This is a genomic window from Mycobacterium deserti (assembly GCF_025345615.1).
Taxonomy (GTDB): Bacteria; Actinomycetota; Actinomycetes; order Mycobacteriales; family Mycobacteriaceae; genus Mycobacterium; species Mycobacterium deserti.
Genome location: NZ_JAODWD010000002.1, coordinates 476407 through 494294 on the forward strand (window position 1 = coordinate 476407; position 17888 = coordinate 494294).

Sequence of the window (17888 nt, forward strand, 5' to 3'; positions counted from 1 at the left end):
GTGTGGACCCACCTCGGCAGAATGGGTCACCGTGGCTCCCGAGATCCAGCAGACCGTCGACGCCGTGTGGCGGATGGAAGCCGCCAAAATCGTCGCCACCCTGACGCGTGCGGTCGGCGATGTCGGGCTCGCCGAGGACCTCGCCCAGGAAGCGCTCGTCGACGCGCTAGAACAGTGGCCGTCCTCAGGGGTGCCGCGCAACGCGGCCGCCTGGCTGACGACCGTCGCCAAGCGCAAGGCCATCGACTTCTGGCGGCGACAGGACAACCTCGACAGCAAGTACTCCGCGCTGGCCCACGAACTGGAGACCCAGGTCAGCGATTCTCCCCAAGCATGGGATCCGGACCGCATCGACGACGACGTGTTGCGGCTGGTGTTCATCTCCGCGCACCCGGTGCTGTCGCGCGAGGGCCAGATCGCGCTCACGCTGCGCGTCGTCGGCGGCCTGACCACCGAAGAAATCGCACGGGCGTTCCTGACGTCGAAGGCGACGATCGCCGCGCGCATCACCAGGGCCAAGAAGACGTTGTCGGCGGCGAAAGTGCCGTTTGTAGTGCCCGACCCGTCGGAGTATCCGCGGCGGTTGTCGGCCGTGCTCAGCGTGATCTACCTGATCTACAACGAGGGCTACTCCGCGTCCTTCGGCCAGCACTGGATCCGAGATGAACTGTGCAGCGAAGCACTGCGATTGGGACGCGTGCTGGCCGCTCTGATGCCCGACGAGCCAGAAGTCCACGGCTTGCTGTCTCTGATGGAATTCCAATCGTCGCGGTTCGCCGCCCGCACCGACCGCGACGGCAGGCCGATCCTGCTGGAGGATCAAAACCGCACCCGATGGGACCGCGCGCAGATCCAGCGCGGTGTCGCCGCGTTGGAGCGTGCCGCTAGCGCGTTGCAGCGCAGGGGTGTTGGGTGGGGACCGTATGGGCTGCAGGCCGCCATCGCCGAGTGCCATGCCACCGCGCCCACCGCGGCGGACACAAATTGGAAGCGGATCGTGCTGCTCTACGACGGCCTGCTGCAGGTGGCGCCGTCGCCGGTGGTCGCACTGAACCGGGCTGTCGCGGTGGCGATGGCCGACCCCGTGTCGGGGCCGGCTTCCGCGCTGGCGATCGTCGACCAGTTGGCCGGCCTCGAGGAGTCCTACCTGCTGCCCAGCGTGCGCGGTGAACTGCTGATGCGATTGGGGCGCGGCACCGAAGCTGCCGACGAGTTCGACCGGGCCGCCAAGATGGCCGACAACGAGCGTGAACGGGAAGTGTTGGCCGACAAGGCCGCTCGGGCGCGTGGTTAGCATGGTCCGGTGAGCGAGATACGCGCCGTGCTGTTCGACTACTCCGGCACGCTTTTCCGACTCGAAGAGGACGACAGTTGGTTCGACGGCATCACGGTCGACGACCGTCAGATCGAGGGCCACGTCCGGACCGAATTGATGCGCCGGATGACGGCGCCCACCGGCCAGCACGTCGACATGACCCCAGAAGCGCACCACGCCTGGACCAACCGCGACCTCGCGCCACACCTGCACCGCGAGGCCTACCTGCACGTGCTGCGTGAATCCGGTGTCGGAGACGAACACGCCGAATCGCTGTACGGCATCATGGTCGATCCGCTGAACTGGACGCCGTATCCGGACACCGCAGACGTCCTGGCGGGGCTGCACCGGCGAGGCATCGGGACGGCGGTCGTGTCGAACATCGCCTTCGATGTGCGCCCCGCCTTCGCGTCGATCGGGGCTTCGGATTTCGTCGACGAATACGTGCTCTCGTTCGAGGTCGGCGCGGTCAAGCCGAACGCCGAGATCTTTGCGACCGCGTTGACGCGCCTCGGGGTCGCAGCCGAGGATGCACTGATGGTCGGAGACAGCGGCGAGGCGGACGGCGGCGCCCGCGCACTGGGCTGCGGTTTCGCACTCGTTGACCCGTTGCCCACCGCCGAACGCCCCGCCGGGCTGCGCAATGCGTTGGCCGACTTCGACATTGAGGTGTGAACATGTCTGACCGCATCCGCGCACCGTGGTGGCTCAAGCCGGCGAACCGGGTCTACCGAACGTTGCTGCGGCGCGGAATACGGATCGGCCCCGAGCATTCGGTGGTGTTGACCGTGCTTGGCCGAAAGTCGGGTAAACCCCGCTCGACACCGGTCACCCCCCTGCACGTCGACGGTCAGCGCTACGTCGTCGCCACTTTTCCCGCGGCCGATTGGGTGGCCAATGTCCGGGCCAAGAACACGGTCACGATGGCCGACGACGGACGCACCGAGAACATCCGCATGGTCGAACTCGAACCTGCGCAGGCCGCACCGGTGTTGCGCTACTTCGGCGAACAGGTGCCGTCGGGCGTGACCTTCCTGAAGAGGTCGGGGCTCGTCGACAAGGGCACCCCCGACGAAGTGGAGGCGCTGGCCGGACGCCTGCCGGTGTTCCGCATCGACCCCGTCACGTAGCGTCGGAGCCATGTCCAACAGTCCGCTGCCGTGGTGGCTGAAGTACGTCAACAAAGTGATGGTGGGCCTGCAGAAGGCGGGTGTCGGCTTCGGCGGCAAGGGGCCCGTCGTCCTGACGCTGCCGGGGCGCAAGACCGGCAAGCTGCGCAACACCCCGGTGACGCCGATGATCGTCGACGGCAAGCGCTACGTCGTCAGCGGCATACCCGGCTCGGACTGGTCGGCCAACGCCCGCGCCGCCGGGGAGGCCACCCTGCACCAGGGCCGCCACGGTGAGCGCGTTCGCATCGTCGAGATGTCGGTCGAAGAGGCGCGGCCGCTGCTGCGCGAGTTCCCCATCAAGGTGCCGACCGGTGTCGGGTTCGTCAAGAACGCGGGACTGGTCACCGGGCCCAACCCCGACGAGTTCGAAGCGCTCGCCGGTCGCCTGGCCGTCTTCCGCCTCGACCCGGTAACCGCATGAGCGGCAACCCTTTCGACCCGTCCCTATGGCAAGCAATCGACGGGTTCGGGTTGACCGACCTGACTTATCACCGCCATGTCGTCGACGGAGTACCCCAGCCGACGGTGCGCGTGGCGTTCGACCGGCCCGAGGTGCGCAACGCGTTTCGACCGCACACCGTCGACGAGTTGTACCGCGTGCTCGACCATGCGCGGATGTCGCCGGACGTCGGCGTGATCCTGCTGACCGGCAACGGCCCGTCGCCGAAGGACGGCGGTTGGGCGTTCTGCTCCGGGGGTGACCAGCGCATCCGCGGCCGCTCCGGCTACCAGTACGCATCGGGCGAGACCGCGGAGACCGTGGACCCCGCGCGGGCCGGCAGGCTGCACATCCTCGAGGTGCAGCGGCTGATCCGGTTCATGCCCAAGGCCGTCATCTGCCTGGTCAACGGGTGGGCCGCAGGCGGCGGGCACAGCCTGCACGTCACATGCGACCTGACGCTGGCCAGCCGCGAGCACGCCCGCTTCAAGCAGACCGATGCCGACGTCGGCAGCTTCGACGGCGGTTACGGCAGTGCGTATCTCGCGCGTCAGACCGGGCAGAAATTCGCGCGCGAGATCTTCTTCCTCGGCCGCGCCTACACCGCCGAGCAGATGTTCGCGATGGGCGCGGTGAACGAGGTCGTCGACCATGCCGACCTGGAGACCGTCGGCCTGCAGTGGGCCACCGAGATCAACGCCAAGTCCCCGACTGCCATTCGAATGCTGAAGTTCGCGTTCAACCTGATCGACGACGGCCTGGTCGGCCAACAGATATTCGCCGGTGAGGCAACGCGATTGGCATACATGACCGATGAGGCGGTCGAGGGCCGTGATGCGTTCCTGGAGAAGCGCGACCCCGACTGGAGCCAGTTTCCGCGCTACTTCTGAGCGCTGAGCGCGACCGGCACCGACCGCGGTGCCGTCGGAAACTCATCACGGACGCTGGCACGGTAGCGCAGCGGCGACATGCCGACTTCACGTTTGAACGCGTTGCTGAACGCGCTCTCCGACGTGTACCCCAGGTCGATGGCCAACGGACCGACCCGCGTGTCGCCGCGCCGGAGCGCATGCTGGGCCAACTGCATCCGCCAGCCGTTGAGGTAAGTCAGGGGCGGTACTCCTGCGACCATGCGGAACCGCTCGGCGAACGAGGTGCGCGACATCGCCGCGGCGCGCGCCAAATCCTCGAGCCGCCATGGCTTTCCGGGCTCGGCGTGCATCAGCTCGATCGCGGGGCGCAGCCGTTCGTCGGTGAGTAACCGCAACCAACCCGGCGGCAGTTCGTCGGCTTGCGCGAGGTAGGCACGCAACACCTCCAGCAGCAGCAACTGCCCGTGTTGCTGAACGGCGAATGCGGCGCCGATCCGACCGCCGGTGACCTCGTCGACCAGGCGGTTGAGGATCGCGTGCAGGTTCGAGGCCGCCTCGGTCGCCGACGCGCGGACGTGGCCGACGGCGGGCAGGGCGCGCCTCAGCAGCGCCTGCCCGGCCGGATTGACGTCGACATGCCCGCCAAGCACCACATCAGCGTCCGGACACTCGGCCTCCCCGACTCGCACGAAAGGATCCGACTCGCTGAGTACGAGTTCCTGCGGGAGTCCAGTTCCGGCGCCACCCTCGAGTACCAGCCGCTTGCACCCGTTGAGGATCGCGACGTCACCCGCCTCGAGCACGATCGGCGTGTGCATTCCGTCGGCTGTCAGCCGCGCGCGCCCGCACACCATTGCGACGAGCTTGAGCGGATCGTGGATGTCGAACCGGCTGATCCAGTCACCCCGAACGGAGAAGCCGCCAGACACCAGGCCCTTCACCTCGATGAGGTTGAAGACGTCCGACAGTTGATCACCGGCCACGTCCGTACTATCGCGCAGAAAATCCGGACTCACAACCATGGGAAGTCCGACGACGGTGCGTTGCAGACGACATGACCAACACACAGCACTCTCTCGGATCCGGATTCACCGCGGCCTCGACGGCCAACGATGTCCTCGACGGCATCGACTTGGCCGGCCGCAACGTCATCGTCACCGCGGGACACGTCGGGCTCGGCCTGGAGACCACCCGCGCGCTGGCCGGCGCAGGCGCCTCGGTTCTCGTCGCGAGCCGCAATCCCGACAGCGCCACCGCGGCACTGGCCGGCATCGACGGCGTGACCGTCGACCAACTCGACCTCGTCGATCCCGCGTCGGTGGACGCGTTCGCCGCCCGCTACCGCGACTCAGGACGTCCGCTGCACATCCTCATCAACAACGCCGGCATCATGGGCGGCGATCTGGTGCGCGACGCACGCGGTTACGAGGCGCAGTTCGCCACCAACCATCTGGGCCACTTCCAGCTGACCACCGCCCTGCTGCCCGCACTGCGAGCGGCCGGGGGCGCCCGCGTGGTGGCGGTCTCGTCGTGGGGCCATCACCTGTCCGACATCCGCTGGGACGACCCGCATTTCGAACGGGACTATGACGGCATGGTGGCTTACGGCCAATCGAAGACGGCCAACGTGCTGTTCGCGGTGGAGCTCGACCGCCGGTGGGCGCAGGACGGCATCCGCGGATACGCGCTGCACCCGGGCGGCATCGTCAACACCAATCTCGGCCCGTCCTTCTCCAATGACGACTGGAAGGCGATGGGCTTGGTCGACGATGCCGGCGCTCCGATCATCGATCCCGAGAACGACATGAAGACGCCGGAGCAGGGCGCGTCGACGACGGTGTTCGCCGCGACCAGTCCGCTGCTCGCCGACATCGGCGGGGTTTATCTGCAGGACAACGACATAGCGCCCCTCGAGGTGGATGCGCTCCCGGTCACCGTCGACTTCGGTGGCGAGCAGTTCCGCACCTGGGCCGGGGTGGCGTCCTACGCCGTCGACGCGGAGTCGGCGCAACGGCTGTGGGATCTCAGCGAGCGGCTCGCCAAGTAGCCCTGATCGCCGAAATGGAATTCCCGGCGGTCAAGCGGGCCGCTTGATGACCGGGAATTCCATTTCGGCGCAGGTGGCTACACTTCAGGACTCGTGAGCAAGAGCCCGCTGCGGCGGTTGGCCGATCGGATGCTGCTGACCAGCATGCGTCCGCCGATCGCGCCAGAGCTGCTGCAATTTCAGCCCGGCCGCGAGGTCGTCGACCTGCGCGGCAAGCGCATTCTGCTCACCGGCGCGTCGTCGGGCATCGGGGAGGCCGCCGCCGAGAAGTTCGCCCGCCGCGGCGCGACCGTCGTGGTGGCGGCGCGCCGCCAGGAGCTGCTCGACGAGTTGGTCAGCCGTATCACCGACGCAGGCGGTGACGCGTGGGCGCACGCATGCGACCTGTCCGACCTCGACGCGGCCGACGCCCTCGTGGACCGCGTCGAGCAGGAGCTCGGCGGCGTCGACATCCTGATCAACAACGCGGGCCGGTCGATCCGCAGGCCGCTTGCCGAGTCGCTGGAACGCTGGCACGACGTGGAACGCACGATGGCGCTCAACTACTACTCGCCGCTGCGGCTGATCCGTGGGCTGGCGCCGGGCATGCGCGAGCGCGGTGACGGCCACATCATCAACGTTTCGACCTGGGGCGTGCTCAGCGAGTCCTCACCGTTGTTCTCGGTGTACAACGCCTCCAAGGCGGCCCTCACCGCGGTCAGCCGGGTCATCGAAACGGAATGGGGCGCCGACGGCGTGCACTCGACGACGCTGTTCTACCCGCTGGTGCTCACGCCGATGATCGCCCCGACGCGCGCCTACGACGGCCTTCCCGGGCTGACCGCGGACGAGGCCGCCGACTGGATGATCACCGCGGCGCGCACGCGGCCCGTGCGCATCGCGCCTCGGATGGCCGTCACGGCCCAGGCCGTCAACAGCGTTGCGCCCGGGATCGTCGACGCGGTCATGAAGCGTCAGCGCGTCCAGCCCTCCAGCTAGCTAGTTAGGTTAGGCTGCCATACTTTCGGGGTGGCCGATTACGCGATTGAGTTGGACGCCGTCACCAAGAGGTTCGGGGAGTACGACGCCCTGCGCGGCGTGACGTTCTCGGCGGCCACCGGCTCGGTGCTCGGTGTGCTCGGGCCTAACGGCGCGGGCAAGACCACCACCATCAACATCCTCTCGACGCTGATCAAACCCTCGACGGGCCGCGCGGCGGTGGCGGGATTCGACGTCGAGAAGCAGGCCGGGAAGGTCCGCGAGAGCATCGGGCTAACCGGCCAATACGCCGCGATCGATCATCTGCTCACCGGCCGCGAGAACCTGGTGCTGTTCGGCCGGATGCGCGGGCTGAACCGCAGGGCCGCCCGGGAGCGCGCCGACGAGTTGCTCGCCACCTTCAGCCTCACCGACGCCCGTGACAAGCGCGTCTCGACCTACTCCGGAGGCATGCGGCGCCGGGTCGACATCGCCTGCGGGCTGGTCGTCCCCCCGAAGGTGGTGTTCCTCGACGAGCCGACGACAGGCCTCGACCCGCGCAGTCGCCGCGAGGTGTGGGAGCTGGTGGGCTCGCTGTCCAGTCAGGGCATCACGACGCTGCTGACAACGCAGTATCTCGAGGAGGCCGACGCGCTGTCGGACTCCATCGTGGTGATTGACCGCGGCGAGGTGATCGCCGACGGCACCGCCGAGGAACTCAAACACCGCGTCGGTGGCAGCTACTGCCAGGTGACGCCGGTGAACCCCGCCGACGCGCCACGCATCGTGGCGGCGCTCGACGGCATCGGCGGCCTGGAGTTCGACGGCGAGGCCGGCACGGTGTCAGTGCCCGCGCCAGACGGTTTCGCGACGATGTCGGAGGTATTCGGCCGCGTCGGTGCGCTCGACGTCGAACTCACCGACATCTCGCTGCGCAAGCCGTCGCTCGACGAAGTGTTCTTCAAGCTGACCGGCGCACCCGCCCCGTCGACCGCCGACGCATGAGCGCACTCGCCGCACTGACCGAGCGCTCGGTACGCAACACCGTGCGCGACGGCGACCTCATTTTCGCCATCGGCGGGCCCGTGGCCTTCTTCCTGTGTTTCAACATCACGCTGCGCCACGTCATCGACACCGGCGACATGAGTTATCCGCAGTACATCCTGCCCGTCATCGTGGTGCAGGCGATGATCTTCACGGCGATGACGACCGCCGACCGTTCCGCGCGAGATCATGTGAGCGGCATGGGCATTCGTATGCGAACGATGCCGATGGCCGCGCTGGTCCCGGTGAGCGCACGGATGCTGTCGGCGTTGGTGCGAGCGGTGGGGGCGCTGACCGCTGCGATCGTCACCGGCTCCCTGTTCGGCTTCCGCTTCGGCGGCGGGCCGCTCGGCGTGCTGGCGTTTCTCGGGTTGGCACTGGTGTTGTCGCTGGCGTTGTCGCTCGGTGCCGACGCGATGGGATCGGTGGCGACCAACGCAGAAGCGGCCGGGCAGGCCCTGCTGATCCCGCAGCTGCTCCTGGTGATGTTGTCCACCGGCATCGCCCCCGCGTCGGCCTTCCCGAGTTGGCTCGGCTGGTTCGTGCGCAACCAACCGGTGTCTCAGCTGGCGGAGACGCTGCGCGGCCTCGCGGTGGGCGTGGTCCCGGCGAACCTGCTCATCAGCGTGGGGTGGTGTGCCGGACTGCTGCTGGTGTTCGGCGTTCTGGCCGTGCGTCTGCAACGGAGGTACTCATGACGGCAGCAGCGGAGCTGGCACTTCAGAGCCGGCTTCAGGCCGGGCGACTGCTGCGCGGCTGGACGCGTGAACCCGTCGTGCTGATCCAGTCGTTGATCTTCCCGACCTTCCTGCTCTTGGTGTACCACCTCGTGATCGGGCAGTCGATCCTGAACCTCACCGGCGACAACAGCCTCTACGGACTGGTGCCGATGTGTGCGATCACCGGGGCGCTGTTCGGAGCCATCGGGGCGGGCGCGGCCATTCCCGACGAGCGGGAGTCCGGGTTGCTGAGCCGGCTGTGGGTGCAACCGGTGCCGCGGGCCAGCGCACTGTCGGGTCGGCTGCTGGCCGAAGCCGCGCGCGCGGTGATCGGCTCGGCGGTGATCACCGCGGTCGGCGTGGCGATGGGGCTGCGCTTTCGCGAAGGCCCCTTGGCCGCATTGGGTTTCGTTGTCATACCGATGCTCATGGTCATCGGGTTCTCCGTGGTGATCGTGGCATTCGGCGTCCGCTCCAACGGCAAGAACATCATCACGGGCCTGTCGACGGTGTGCTTTCTGCTGCTGTTCTTCAACTCGGGCATGGTGCCCGTCGACGTGTTCCCGGGTTGGGCTCAGCCGGTGGTGCGGGCGCAACCGATGTCGCCGGCCATCGAGGCGATGCGCGGGCTGGCCGAGGGCGGTCCGGTGCTGTGGCCGGTGCTGCAGTCGGTGGCGTGGGTCGTCGCCTTGATCGCGGTGTTCGGACCGACGGCGGTGCGGGGCTACCGAACGGCGGCGGAGTCGGGCGCCTGACGTCCTGGTAGAACCGACGGCATGTCTCGCCCCGACATCGTGACGATCGCCGACATCGTCCGCGTCCACGGCGAGAAGAACCCGAACGCGGTGGCCCTGGTGGCCAGCGGGCGCACCATCACGTTCGCCGAACTCGACGCGCGTTCGAGCCAGGTCGCCCAGGCGTTCGCCGCGTCCGGTGTCGGGTTCGGCGACCGGGTCGCGTTCGTCGAGAAAAACGGCGTCGAGTTCTTCGATGTCGTGTTCGGACTGGCCAAGCTCGGCGCCGTCGCCGTTCCGGTGAACTGGCGACTGGCGGCGCCCGAGATGCTGCACATCATCAAGGACGCGGGTGCTCGCGCCGTGGTCGTGGGATCGGAGTTCTTCGGGCACATCGAAGCGGTCGAGGACCAACTCAGCGGGGTCGAAATGGTGCTCGCCATCTCCGACCACGCCCGCTGGCCCGCCTTCGACGACTGGTTGGCCGGCCACCCCACCGACGACCCCGGCGTCGAGTCCGCGTCCGACGACGTCGCCCTGCTGATGTACACCTCCGGCACGACCGGCGCGCCCAAGGGCGTCATGCTGACCAACGGCAACTACATCAGCAAGTCCGCGGGCATCGCGGCTCATTGGCGATTCACCAACGACAGCGTCGCGCTCGCGGTGATGCCGATGTTTCACCAGGCCGGGTCGGGCTGGGCGCTGGTCGGCCTGCACGAGGGCTGCCCGACGGTCGTCCTGCGTGACGTCGAACCGGCCGCGATCCTCGACGCGATCGCGCGCCATCGGGTCACCAACATGCTGCTAGTGCCCGCGGTGATCCAAAAGCTGGTCATTGCAGACGATCTCGGCGCGGTTGACATCTCGAGTCTGCGGACCGTCGTGTACGGGGCGTCGCCCATCACCGACGACGTCCTACTCAAGGGCCTCGAGCGGTTCGGGTGTGAGTTCATCCAGGTGTACGGCATGACCGAGTCGACCGGCTCGATCACCCAACTCGACGGCGACGACCATGACCCTGCCCGGCGGCCGGAGTTGCTGCGCTCATGCGGGAAGCCCTACCCCTGGATCGAGATTCGGATCGTCGACCGCGACGGCGTGGACGTCGCGCCCGGCAGCGTCGGCGAGCTGTGGACGCGGTCGCGGCAGAACATGGCCGGCTACTGGAACAACCCCTCGGCGACCGCGTCGACCATCACCCCCGACGGCTGGCTGAAGACCGGCGACGCCGGCTATCGCGACGAGCACGGCTACGTCTATCTGTACGACCGCGTGAAGGACATGATCGTCTCCGGCGGCGAGAACGTGTACCCGGCCGAGGTGGAGAACGCCTTGATGGCGCACCCGGACGTCGGCGACGTCGCCGTGATCGGAGTGCCCGACGACACGTGGGGCGAGGCGGTCAAGGCCGTCGTCGTGCCGACTCCGGGTTCCTCCCCCGCGCCGGACGAACTCATCGCCTTCGCCCGCGAGCGGCTGGCCGGCTACAAGCTGCCCAAGTCCGTCGATTTCGCCGACGAACTGCCCCGCAACCCCAGCGGCAAGATCTTGAAACGACATCTGCGCGAGCCCTATTGGGAAGGTGTGCAGCGTCGGGTCCACTGACCGACGTGATAGACACAATCCTATGGAGATTCTGGCCAGTCGGATGCTCATTCGGCCGGCGGACTATCAGCGCTCGCTGGTGTTCTATCGCGATGAGCTCGGGTTGGCCATCGCTCGCGACTACGGCGCGGGCACCGTTTTCTACGCCGGCCAGTCGCTGATCGAGCTCGCCGGCCACGGCGGACCAAAGGCCGGCGGCAGCATGTGGCTGCAGGTGCGTGACGTCTACGCCGCCGAGAAAGAACTGGCCGGCCGGAAAGTGCCGATTAAGCGCGAGGCCCGCCAGGAGCCGTGGGGACTGCACGAGATGCACGTGATCGATCCCGACGGCGTTCTGCTGATCTTCGTGCAGGTGCCCGAGAATCACCCGTTGCGCCGCGACTCCCGGCAGTAGTACTCAGCGCGCGGGTGCTGCGAGCGGCCAGCCCACAGAGGCCAACCGGGCCGCAACCTGGTGAATCTCTTCGGGATTCGGCTCCTGTGTGGTGACCGCGTGGATCGCCGTGCGGATCTCGTCCTCGGTCACCGAGTCCGATTCGCTCGCCTTGAGGACTGATTGGGCCGCCCTGACGACCTCCTCCTCGGTGAGAGACCGCTTCAGCAGGGCGAGCAGCGCGAAGTAGTCCTTCGGCGGCACGCCCTCCGGGTAGCCGCGGTGCAGCCACGACAGCACGCTGTCCAGGACGCTCTGGTTCTCAGTCATGGGAGTCTTCGGCTCATTTCTTGGGCATGAACGGGAACAGGTCGATACCGGTGTGGTGGATGATCGTCGTCCTGGTAATCCACAGGACCGCGGTCAGGATCACCCAGCCGACGAACACGAACAGCGCGATGCCCAGGAACTTCAGCATCGGGTTCGGCGCCACCGTGGTGCCGTCGGCATGCCGACCGCCCGCTCCGTTCGAGTAGGCCACCAGGCCGCCCGCGAAGACCGCTGGCAGGCCCGCGCCGAGGACCAAGCCGATCACGAGGACCTTCAGAACGCTTTCGATGTAAGTCATTGCTCCTCCTATCCGCCCCTTCGCGTGGCGGCTAGACCGCGGCCGTCGGCTTGGAATCCGCAACGGCCTCACGCATGTCCGCGGGCACGACGGAGTTCGTCGACTCGTCCCAATCGGCGTTGACGTTGTTGTGGTCCACCTTCTGCTGCTGCGCGCGCCACCACATCCAGAAGGACAGGCCCACCAGGACGAGGAAGATCAGCCCGTCGCCGGCGAGCGTGGATCCCGTGAGCGACGTCACGCTGTCCGACAGCCAGTACGACAGCGCGCCGACCAGTCCGGCGGCGGGCAGGGTGACCAGCCACGCGACTGCCATCCGGCCCGCCACGGCCCAACGGACCTCGGCGCCCGGCTTGCCGACCCCGCTGCCCAGGATCGAACCGGTGGCGACGTGCGTGGTCGACAGCGCCATGCCGGCGGCGCTGGAACTCAAAATGATTGCGGCCGAGGAGGCTTCGGCGGCGAAGCCCTGCGGTGACTCGATCTCGACCAGGCCCTTGCCCAGTGTGCGGATGACGCGCCAGCCGCCGAGGTAGGTGCCAAGACCGATGGCGACCGCACAGCTGAAGACGATCCAGAACGGCAGGCCCTGCTCCTTGACGTCGCCGCTCAGGTGGCCGGTGGTGATGAGCGCGAGCGCGATGACACCCATCGTCTTCTGCGCGTCGTTGGTGCCGTGCGAGAGCGCGACCAAAGAGGCCGTGGCGATCTGGCCCCAGCGGAAGCCCTCACGACGCCGGCTCTCCAACACCCTGCGGGTGATGCGGTAGACCAGCCAGGTGCCGCAGGCGGCCACGAGGCACGCGATGACCGGCGCGGCGATCGCCGGGATGAGCACCTTCTGGGTGATGCCTGACCAGTTGACACCAGCCGTTCCCAGCGCGGCGAGGCCGGCCCCGATCAGACCACCGAAGAGAGCGTGCGACGAGCTGGACGGGATGCCGAACAGCCAGGTCAGTAGGTTCCACAGAATGCCGCCGATCAGGCCGGCGAAGATGATCGTCAGGCCGGTGGACGCGTCGATCGACGGGATCAGTTGGCCGGTCTTGCTGTCCTGCACCTTCAGCACCGACGTGGTGACGGTGACGGCGACCTCGACCGAGAGGAACGCGCCGACGAGATTGAGCACGCCTGCCAGCAGCACGGCCGTCTTGGGCTTCAGCGCGCCGGTGGCGATCGACGTCGCCATCGCGTTGCCGGTGTCGTGGAATCCGTTGGTGAAGTCGAAGGCCAGTGCTGTCGCGATCAGCAGCACCAAGATGATCAGCTCTGCGCTCACGGCGCTCATTCTGCGGCCTGAATGAACGATTCGCCTAGCCGACAGCCACTTTCGGCCCGCGTGTCGAGCAGGCGATTTGCCGAACCGAACAATGAGTTCATCGACTGTTCACCGGGCGGGTGTGAGACGTTTGCCTGCCACGTCGACCCCGGCCCGCCCGGGTCGGCACTAGCATCATGCAATCGACGCAAAGCCGACGACAATGCGACACGCGGGGAGGGAACCAGTGACGAACTTTCTGGCCAAGATCGTCGCGTGGATCACCTCCGGCTACCCCGAAGGTGTCCCGGGGCCGGACCGGGTGCCGCTGTTCGCACTTCTCAAGCGCCGCCTCACCGATGGCGAGGTCAAGGCGGTCGTTGTCGAGCTCAATGGCCTCGGCGAGTTCGACGACGCCGACATCGGCGTGCTGATCACCCAAATCACCGACACGTTGCCGACTCCGGAGGACGTCGAGCGTGTTCGGGAACGACTGGCCACGCACGGTTGGCCGCTCGACGACCCGCGCGACCCCGAGGACATCCCATAGCCAACCTGCAGGCCGTTGCCGTGCCGACCGGTGCGTCGGCACTGTCGCTGCTGACCGCGGTGGAGCAGGCGCTGGCCGGACGCGTGTCGCTTCTGCCGGTACCGGCCGACGACGCGCGTCAATCACTCTTGCTCACAACGACTTTGCGCGCCAACGCGCCAATCGACGACGACGTGGCGATGGTGGTATCGACGTCGGGCACGACGGGCGTCCCCAAGGGGGCGATGTTGACGGCCGCCGCGCTGACGGCGAGCGCGCACGCCACCCATCGCCGCCTCGGTGGACCGGGCCGTTGGCTGCTCGCATTGCCCGCTTACCACGTGGCCGGCCTACAGGTGCTGGTGCGCAGCGTCGTCGCGGGAACCGCACCTGTCGCGGCGTCTGGCGTCGACGAATTCGCTGCCGCCATCGACGCATTGGGGTCCGGCCGGCGGTATGCGTCGTTAGTCGCGGCGCAGTTGGACAAAGCGCTGAGAGATCCGTCTGCCGCCGCGGCGCTGGCCACGTTGGACGCGGTCCTGGTCGGTGGCGGCCCGATGCCCGCCGGAGTTGCCGAAAAGGCGTTGGCCGCAGGTGTTTCTGTGGTGCGAACCTACGGAATGAGCGAAACCTGCGGGGGGTGCGTGTACGACGGCGTGGCGCTCGACGGAGTGCGGGTGCGGGTGGACAGCGGAGCCGCGGCGGCATCGGGCCCGGGCCGCGTCGTGCTGGGCGGCATGACGCTGGCCAAGGGCTACCGCAACCCGGTGTCGCCTGATCCGTTCGCCGAGCCCGGCTGGTTTCGAACCGATGACCTTGGCGCAGTGACGGATTCGGGAGTGCTGTCGATTCTGGGTCGCGTCGATGATGCGATCAGCACCGGCGGTCTGACGGTGCTGCCCCAACTGGTCGAAGCCGCGCTGGCGGCCCACCCTGATGTGGCGGAGTGCGCGGTTTTCGGGGTAGCCGACGAACGGTTGGGACAGCGGGTGGTCGCGGCCGTGGTACCGGCAGGCGCCGCGTCGCCCTCGCTGGACGAGCTGCGGCGACACGTGGCGACTACATTGCCCGCCACGGCCGCGCCGCGCGAGATGCACGTCGTCGACGAATTGCCGCGGCGCGGCATCGGAAAGGTGGACCGTGCCGCGTTGATCACCCGATTCAGCTGAGCTTCCCGGTGGCCGCTGGGGAGCTGGCCGCACCGGCATGCTCGGCATGCATGATTGAGTCATGCACCGGGAAGTGAGCACTGCCGACGAATTGCGCGACATCGTCGGGCACCCGAACGAGTACGTCGCCAACAAGGTGAAGCGCCGCCTGGCGCCTGTCCAGCGCGACTGGCTCGCCCATTCGCCGCTGTGTTTCGTCGCGACGACCGACGCCGACGGGCGCGTCGACGTCTCCCCCAAGGGCGATCCGCCCGGGTTCGTCCACGTCATCGACGACACGACGATCGCGATTCCCGAGCGGCCGGGCAACAAGCGCGTCGACGGCTATCTCAACGTGTTGCAGCAGCCGCATGTCGGCACCGTCTTCGTGATTCCGGGCCGGGGCGACACGTTGCGGATCAACGGCACTGCGCGGGTGCTGGCCGACGCCGACTACTTCGATGCTCTTACGGTCAAAGGCAAGCGCCCTATTCTTGCGCTGGAGATCGCGATCGACGAGGTGTTCTTCCACTGTGCGAAGGCGTTTCTGCGCGCCGACGCCTGGGTGCCGTCGACCTGGAATCCGACCGCGGTGCCCAGCGTCGCGCAGATGGCGAAGGCCGTGCTGAAGACCGACGTCGACCAGGAAGAACTCGACCACTACTACAGCGAAGCCAACACCCGCACCCTGCTGTACTGACCCTTCTTCGCGCGACCGCGCACTCCGCCTGTCACTTGACGAGAATCGCGCGGGTGTAGAGCAAGTGGAAGCCGCGACGTTGCACGTTTTGCTGCGACTTCGACCCCGGCTGCGTGGTGACCACCGCGATGTCACACCCCGCGCCCGCCGCGTCGGAAAGCCGAGCTGACAGCAACGCGGTCTGCACGCCGCGCCGGCGGTAGGCGGGCGCCGTTGCGGCGCCGGTGAGCTGAGCGACCCCGTCGGCGACTCGCATGCCCGCTCCGCCCGCGACTTCGCCGTCGCAGTAGGCGAGATACGGGGTGGCCCCCGCTTTCTCCATGTCCCGCTCGGCGCGTTCGACGATCTCGCGCGGAAAGTCCTCGTGCGAGACCACCCCTTGGTCGTCGGGATGAGCGAAGCCCTCGACCACGACGTCCAGCCAGGCCGACAGGTCGTCGCACGCGCGGACCTCGACACCAGGCGGGGCGACTGGCTGCGGGTCGCCGGATAGGGACCTGCCGAGCACGTTCTCGTAGGAGACGAGTTGATATCCGCGCCGCGTGAACGCGGACGCCACCGCGGGTTCGCCGAGGTTGGCCAACTCGACCTGCACGGGCGTCTCGCGTGTCGTATATGCCTGCTCTATCTCGCTCAGTGCCTCGTCATCGGGGACGCCGCCGAAGCCCAGGCCCACCACCTTGTTCATCGGCGAGCCGGCCTCGGCGAAGCACGCCGCGCCGCCCGCGACAGGAAGAACGAAAGATGCTGCGCCGGAGCGTAACCGGGCGGCCTCGGTCGCGGCGTCGATGAGCTGCCTCTCGGCACATTCGATGCGTCGCGCCAGCTCTGTGCTGCAGAACAACGGCGAATCCTCGATGGTCACCGGATGACCATACTGAGCAGGTCAAGCGAATTCGCCGGCACGCGATCGAAGGACGGTGGGGTGAGTATGGTCGTGACATGAGCGCGACCGCGGAGCCGAGGATTCGTGCGAGTCGGTCGTAAGGAGGCGACGGCGGTCGCCGTCGCGGTGGTTCTGGTCGTCGCGGCGTTCGTCGTACCGCATCTACACCTCGGCATCGTCACCCCTCTGATCAACGCCACCCCGCAGCGTTTGCGCGACTTCGCGGGTACCGCGCCGATCTTCGGATGGTGGGACGCGCACGTCGGGTGGGGCACCGTCCCCGCCGTGGTGATCGCGGTCGCGGCGGTGCTGTGGGGTCAGTCGGTGGCGCAGCGGTTGCCGTGGCGTTGGGTGCCGTGGGTCACGTGGGCGACGGCGGGCGCATGGGCGTTCTCACTGGCCATGGTCGACGGGTGGCAGCGCGGCTTCGCGGGCCGACTCACCGCACGCCACGAGTATCTGCAACAGGTGCCGACCGTCACCGACGCCGGCGAGGCGGTCCGCACCTTCGCCAGCAGAATCCTTGACTATCAACTTGATTCGTGGATCACCCATGTGTCGGGCCATCCGCCCGGCGCGCTGTTGACGTTCGTGTGGCTGGACCGTATCGGGCTGGGCGGTGGCGCGTGGGCGGCTGTGCTGTGTCTGTTGGTCGGATCGAGCGCCGCCGCGGCCATCGTGGTGGCGGTGCGCGCGCTGGCCGACGAGGTGACCGCGCGGATGGCGGCGCCGTTCGTCGCGGTGGCGCCGACGGCCATCTGGATCGCCGTCTCGGCGGACGGCTACTTCGCCGGCGTCGCGGCCTGGGGAATCGCACTGCTGGCGCTGGGTGTTCGACAGAAGGTCCGGCTACCGGTGCTGGCAGGCGCAGGTGCCGGGCTGCTGCTCGGCTGGGGAATCTTTCTCAACTACGGCCTTGGGCTCATGGCTTTACCCGCGATCGCGGTCCTGCTCGCAGCCGTGGACTGGCGTGCGGCGCTGCGCGCCTGCCTTCCCGCGGTGCTGGCCGCCTTGGCCGTCGTCGCGGCGTTCGTCGTGGCCGGCTTCTGGTGGTTCGACGGCTACACCCTGGTGCAGGAACGCTACTGGCAGGGCATCGCCCTCGACCGGCCGTTCCAATACTGGTCGTGGGCCAACCTGGCGTCGGTGGTGTGCGCGATCGGACTGGGCAGCGTGGCGGGCATCGGCAGGGTGTTCGACAAAACGGCGATCAGGCTACGGCCGGGTCTGCACCTGGTCGTGGTGGGCGCGCTGCTGGCGATCCTGTTCGCCGACCTTTCGATGCTGAGCAAGGCGGAGACCGAACGCATCTGGCTGTCGTTCATGGTCTGGCTGCCTGCCGCCGCGGCACTGCTACCGCCGCGTTCGCAGCGCTGGTGGCTGGCGCTCAACGTCGCGGGCGCCCTCGCGCTGAACCATCTCATTCTGACGAACTGGTAACGGATTCCGCGCAACCGCA

At 67.8% G+C, this 17888-nt stretch carries 21 protein-coding genes; 16 read left to right on the plus strand and 5 right to left on the minus strand.

Annotation, left to right across the window (positions count from 1 at the left end; all coding sequences use genetic code 11):
* The first annotated feature begins 73 nt into the window (after window positions 1–73).
* From N4S67_RS08475 to N4S67_RS08495, 5 genes are read left to right on the plus strand one after another with little or no spacing between them, the layout of a single operon-like run.
* Complete coding sequence (locus N4S67_RS08475) at window positions 74–1294, plus strand: RNA polymerase sigma factor (RefSeq protein WP_260993054.1); 1221 nt, start codon at window positions 74–76, stop codon at window positions 1292–1294.
* Between the two features lie 9 nt (window positions 1295–1303).
* Complete coding sequence (locus N4S67_RS08480) at window positions 1304–1990, plus strand: HAD family hydrolase (RefSeq protein ID WP_260992503.1); 687 nt, start codon at window positions 1304–1306, stop codon at window positions 1988–1990.
* Between the two features lie 2 nt (window positions 1991–1992).
* Window positions 1993–2445, plus strand: a complete 453-nt coding sequence (locus N4S67_RS08485; RefSeq protein ID WP_390893289.1) for a nitroreductase family deazaflavin-dependent oxidoreductase — start codon at window positions 1993–1995, stop codon at window positions 2443–2445.
* A 10-nt stretch (window positions 2446–2455) separates the two neighbouring features.
* Complete coding sequence (locus N4S67_RS08490) at window positions 2456–2908, plus strand: nitroreductase/quinone reductase family protein (RefSeq protein WP_260992505.1); 453 nt, start codon at window positions 2456–2458, stop codon at window positions 2906–2908.
* Window positions 2905–3816 (plus strand): 1,4-dihydroxy-2-naphthoyl-CoA synthase, encoded by a 912-nt coding sequence (locus tag N4S67_RS08495; protein ID WP_260992506.1) that lies wholly within the window; start codon window positions 2905–2907, stop codon window positions 3814–3816. The genes N4S67_RS08490 and N4S67_RS08495 overlap by 4 nt, the downstream gene beginning before the upstream one ends.
* Here the strand turns inward: N4S67_RS08495 and N4S67_RS08500 are convergent.
* A complete protein-coding gene (locus N4S67_RS08500) occupies window positions 3807–4781 on the minus strand; it encodes an AraC family transcriptional regulator (RefSeq protein ID WP_260992507.1) in 975 nt (324 codons plus the stop codon). The genes N4S67_RS08495 and N4S67_RS08500 overlap by 10 nt on opposite strands.
* A gap of 71 nt (window positions 4782–4852) precedes the next feature.
* On the opposite strand from N4S67_RS08500, the gene N4S67_RS08505 reads away from it, so the two are divergent.
* The 7 genes from N4S67_RS08505 to N4S67_RS08535 all read left to right on the plus strand — a co-directional run bounded on the left by N4S67_RS08505 (window position 4853) and on the right by N4S67_RS08535 (window position 11301).
* Window positions 4853–5845: an SDR family NAD(P)-dependent oxidoreductase gene (locus N4S67_RS08505; protein WP_260992508.1), complete on the plus strand. Its 993-nt coding sequence runs from the start codon at window positions 4853–4855 to the stop codon at window positions 5843–5845.
* A gap of 93 nt (window positions 5846–5938) precedes the next feature.
* The gene (locus tag N4S67_RS08510) at window positions 5939–6823 is read left to right on the plus strand and encodes an SDR family oxidoreductase (RefSeq protein WP_260992509.1); all 885 of its coding nucleotides are present in this window, start codon (window positions 5939–5941) and stop codon (window positions 6821–6823) included.
* 30 nt (window positions 6824–6853) lie between these two features.
* Window positions 6854–7807 (plus strand): ATP-binding cassette domain-containing protein, encoded by a 954-nt coding sequence (locus tag N4S67_RS08515; RefSeq protein ID WP_260992510.1) that lies wholly within the window; start codon window positions 6854–6856, stop codon window positions 7805–7807.
* Window positions 7804–8544 carry an ABC transporter permease gene (locus N4S67_RS08520; RefSeq protein WP_260992511.1) on the plus strand — a complete coding sequence of 247 codons (741 nt, stop codon included), beginning with the start codon at window positions 7804–7806 and terminating at the stop codon, window positions 8542–8544. Before N4S67_RS08515 ends, N4S67_RS08520 begins: the two co-directional genes overlap by 4 nt.
* The gene (locus N4S67_RS08525; RefSeq protein ID WP_260992512.1) at window positions 8541–9320 is read left to right on the plus strand and encodes an ABC transporter permease; all 780 of its coding nucleotides are present in this window, start codon (window positions 8541–8543) and stop codon (window positions 9318–9320) included. The genes N4S67_RS08520 and N4S67_RS08525 overlap by 4 nt, the downstream gene beginning before the upstream one ends.
* A gap of 21 nt (window positions 9321–9341) precedes the next feature.
* Window positions 9342–10907, plus strand: coding sequence for a long-chain-fatty-acid--CoA ligase (locus N4S67_RS08530; protein WP_260992513.1), 1566 nt, complete (start codon window positions 9342–9344; stop codon window positions 10905–10907).
* A 22-nt stretch (window positions 10908–10929) separates the two neighbouring features.
* Window positions 10930–11301, plus strand: a complete 372-nt coding sequence (locus N4S67_RS08535) for a VOC family protein (protein ID WP_260992514.1) — start codon at window positions 10930–10932, stop codon at window positions 11299–11301.
* 3 nt (window positions 11302–11304) lie between these two features.
* On the opposite strand, the gene N4S67_RS08540 is transcribed toward N4S67_RS08535, so the two are convergent.
* From N4S67_RS08540 to N4S67_RS08550, 3 genes are read right to left on the minus strand one after another with little or no spacing between them, the layout of a single operon-like run.
* Complete coding sequence (locus N4S67_RS08540; RefSeq protein ID WP_260992515.1) at window positions 11305–11610, minus strand: DUF3349 domain-containing protein; 306 nt, start codon at window positions 11608–11610, stop codon at window positions 11305–11307.
* A gap of 13 nt (window positions 11611–11623) precedes the next feature.
* Window positions 11624–11908: a hypothetical protein gene (locus N4S67_RS08545; RefSeq protein WP_260992516.1), complete on the minus strand. Its 285-nt coding sequence runs from the start codon at window positions 11906–11908 to the stop codon at window positions 11624–11626.
* 31 nt (window positions 11909–11939) lie between these two features.
* Window positions 11940–13187, minus strand: a complete 1248-nt coding sequence (locus N4S67_RS08550; RefSeq protein ID WP_260992517.1) for an inorganic phosphate transporter — start codon at window positions 13185–13187, stop codon at window positions 11940–11942.
* Between the two features lie 226 nt (window positions 13188–13413).
* Between N4S67_RS08550 and N4S67_RS08555 the strand changes: the two genes are divergently transcribed.
* From N4S67_RS08555 to N4S67_RS08565, 3 genes are all read left to right on the plus strand, one after another.
* Window positions 13414–13716: a DUF3349 domain-containing protein gene (locus tag N4S67_RS08555; RefSeq protein WP_260992518.1), complete on the plus strand. Its 303-nt coding sequence runs from the start codon at window positions 13414–13416 to the stop codon at window positions 13714–13716.
* Window positions 13713–14864, plus strand: a complete 1152-nt coding sequence (gene menE, locus N4S67_RS08560) for an o-succinylbenzoate--CoA ligase (protein WP_390893323.1) — start codon at window positions 13713–13715, stop codon at window positions 14862–14864. Before N4S67_RS08555 ends, menE begins: the two co-directional genes overlap by 4 nt.
* 61 nt (window positions 14865–14925) lie before the next feature.
* On the plus strand, window positions 14926–15543 hold the full coding sequence (locus N4S67_RS08565; RefSeq protein ID WP_260992519.1) for a pyridoxamine 5'-phosphate oxidase family protein: 618 nt from the start codon (window positions 14926–14928) through the stop codon (window positions 15541–15543).
* Window positions 15544–15574: 31 nt separating this feature from the next.
* Here N4S67_RS08565 and N4S67_RS08570 read toward each other — a convergent pair whose 3' ends face one another.
* Window positions 15575–16402, minus strand: coding sequence for a GNAT family N-acetyltransferase (locus N4S67_RS08570; protein WP_390893324.1), 828 nt, complete (start codon window positions 16400–16402; stop codon window positions 15575–15577).
* 111 nt (window positions 16403–16513) lie between these two features.
* Between N4S67_RS08570 and N4S67_RS08575 the strand changes: the two genes are divergently transcribed.
* Window positions 16514–17869 carry a hypothetical protein gene (locus N4S67_RS08575; RefSeq protein ID WP_260992521.1) on the plus strand — a complete coding sequence of 452 codons (1356 nt, stop codon included), beginning with the start codon at window positions 16514–16516 and terminating at the stop codon, window positions 17867–17869.
* The last annotated feature ends 19 nt before the right edge of the window (window positions 17870–17888 follow it).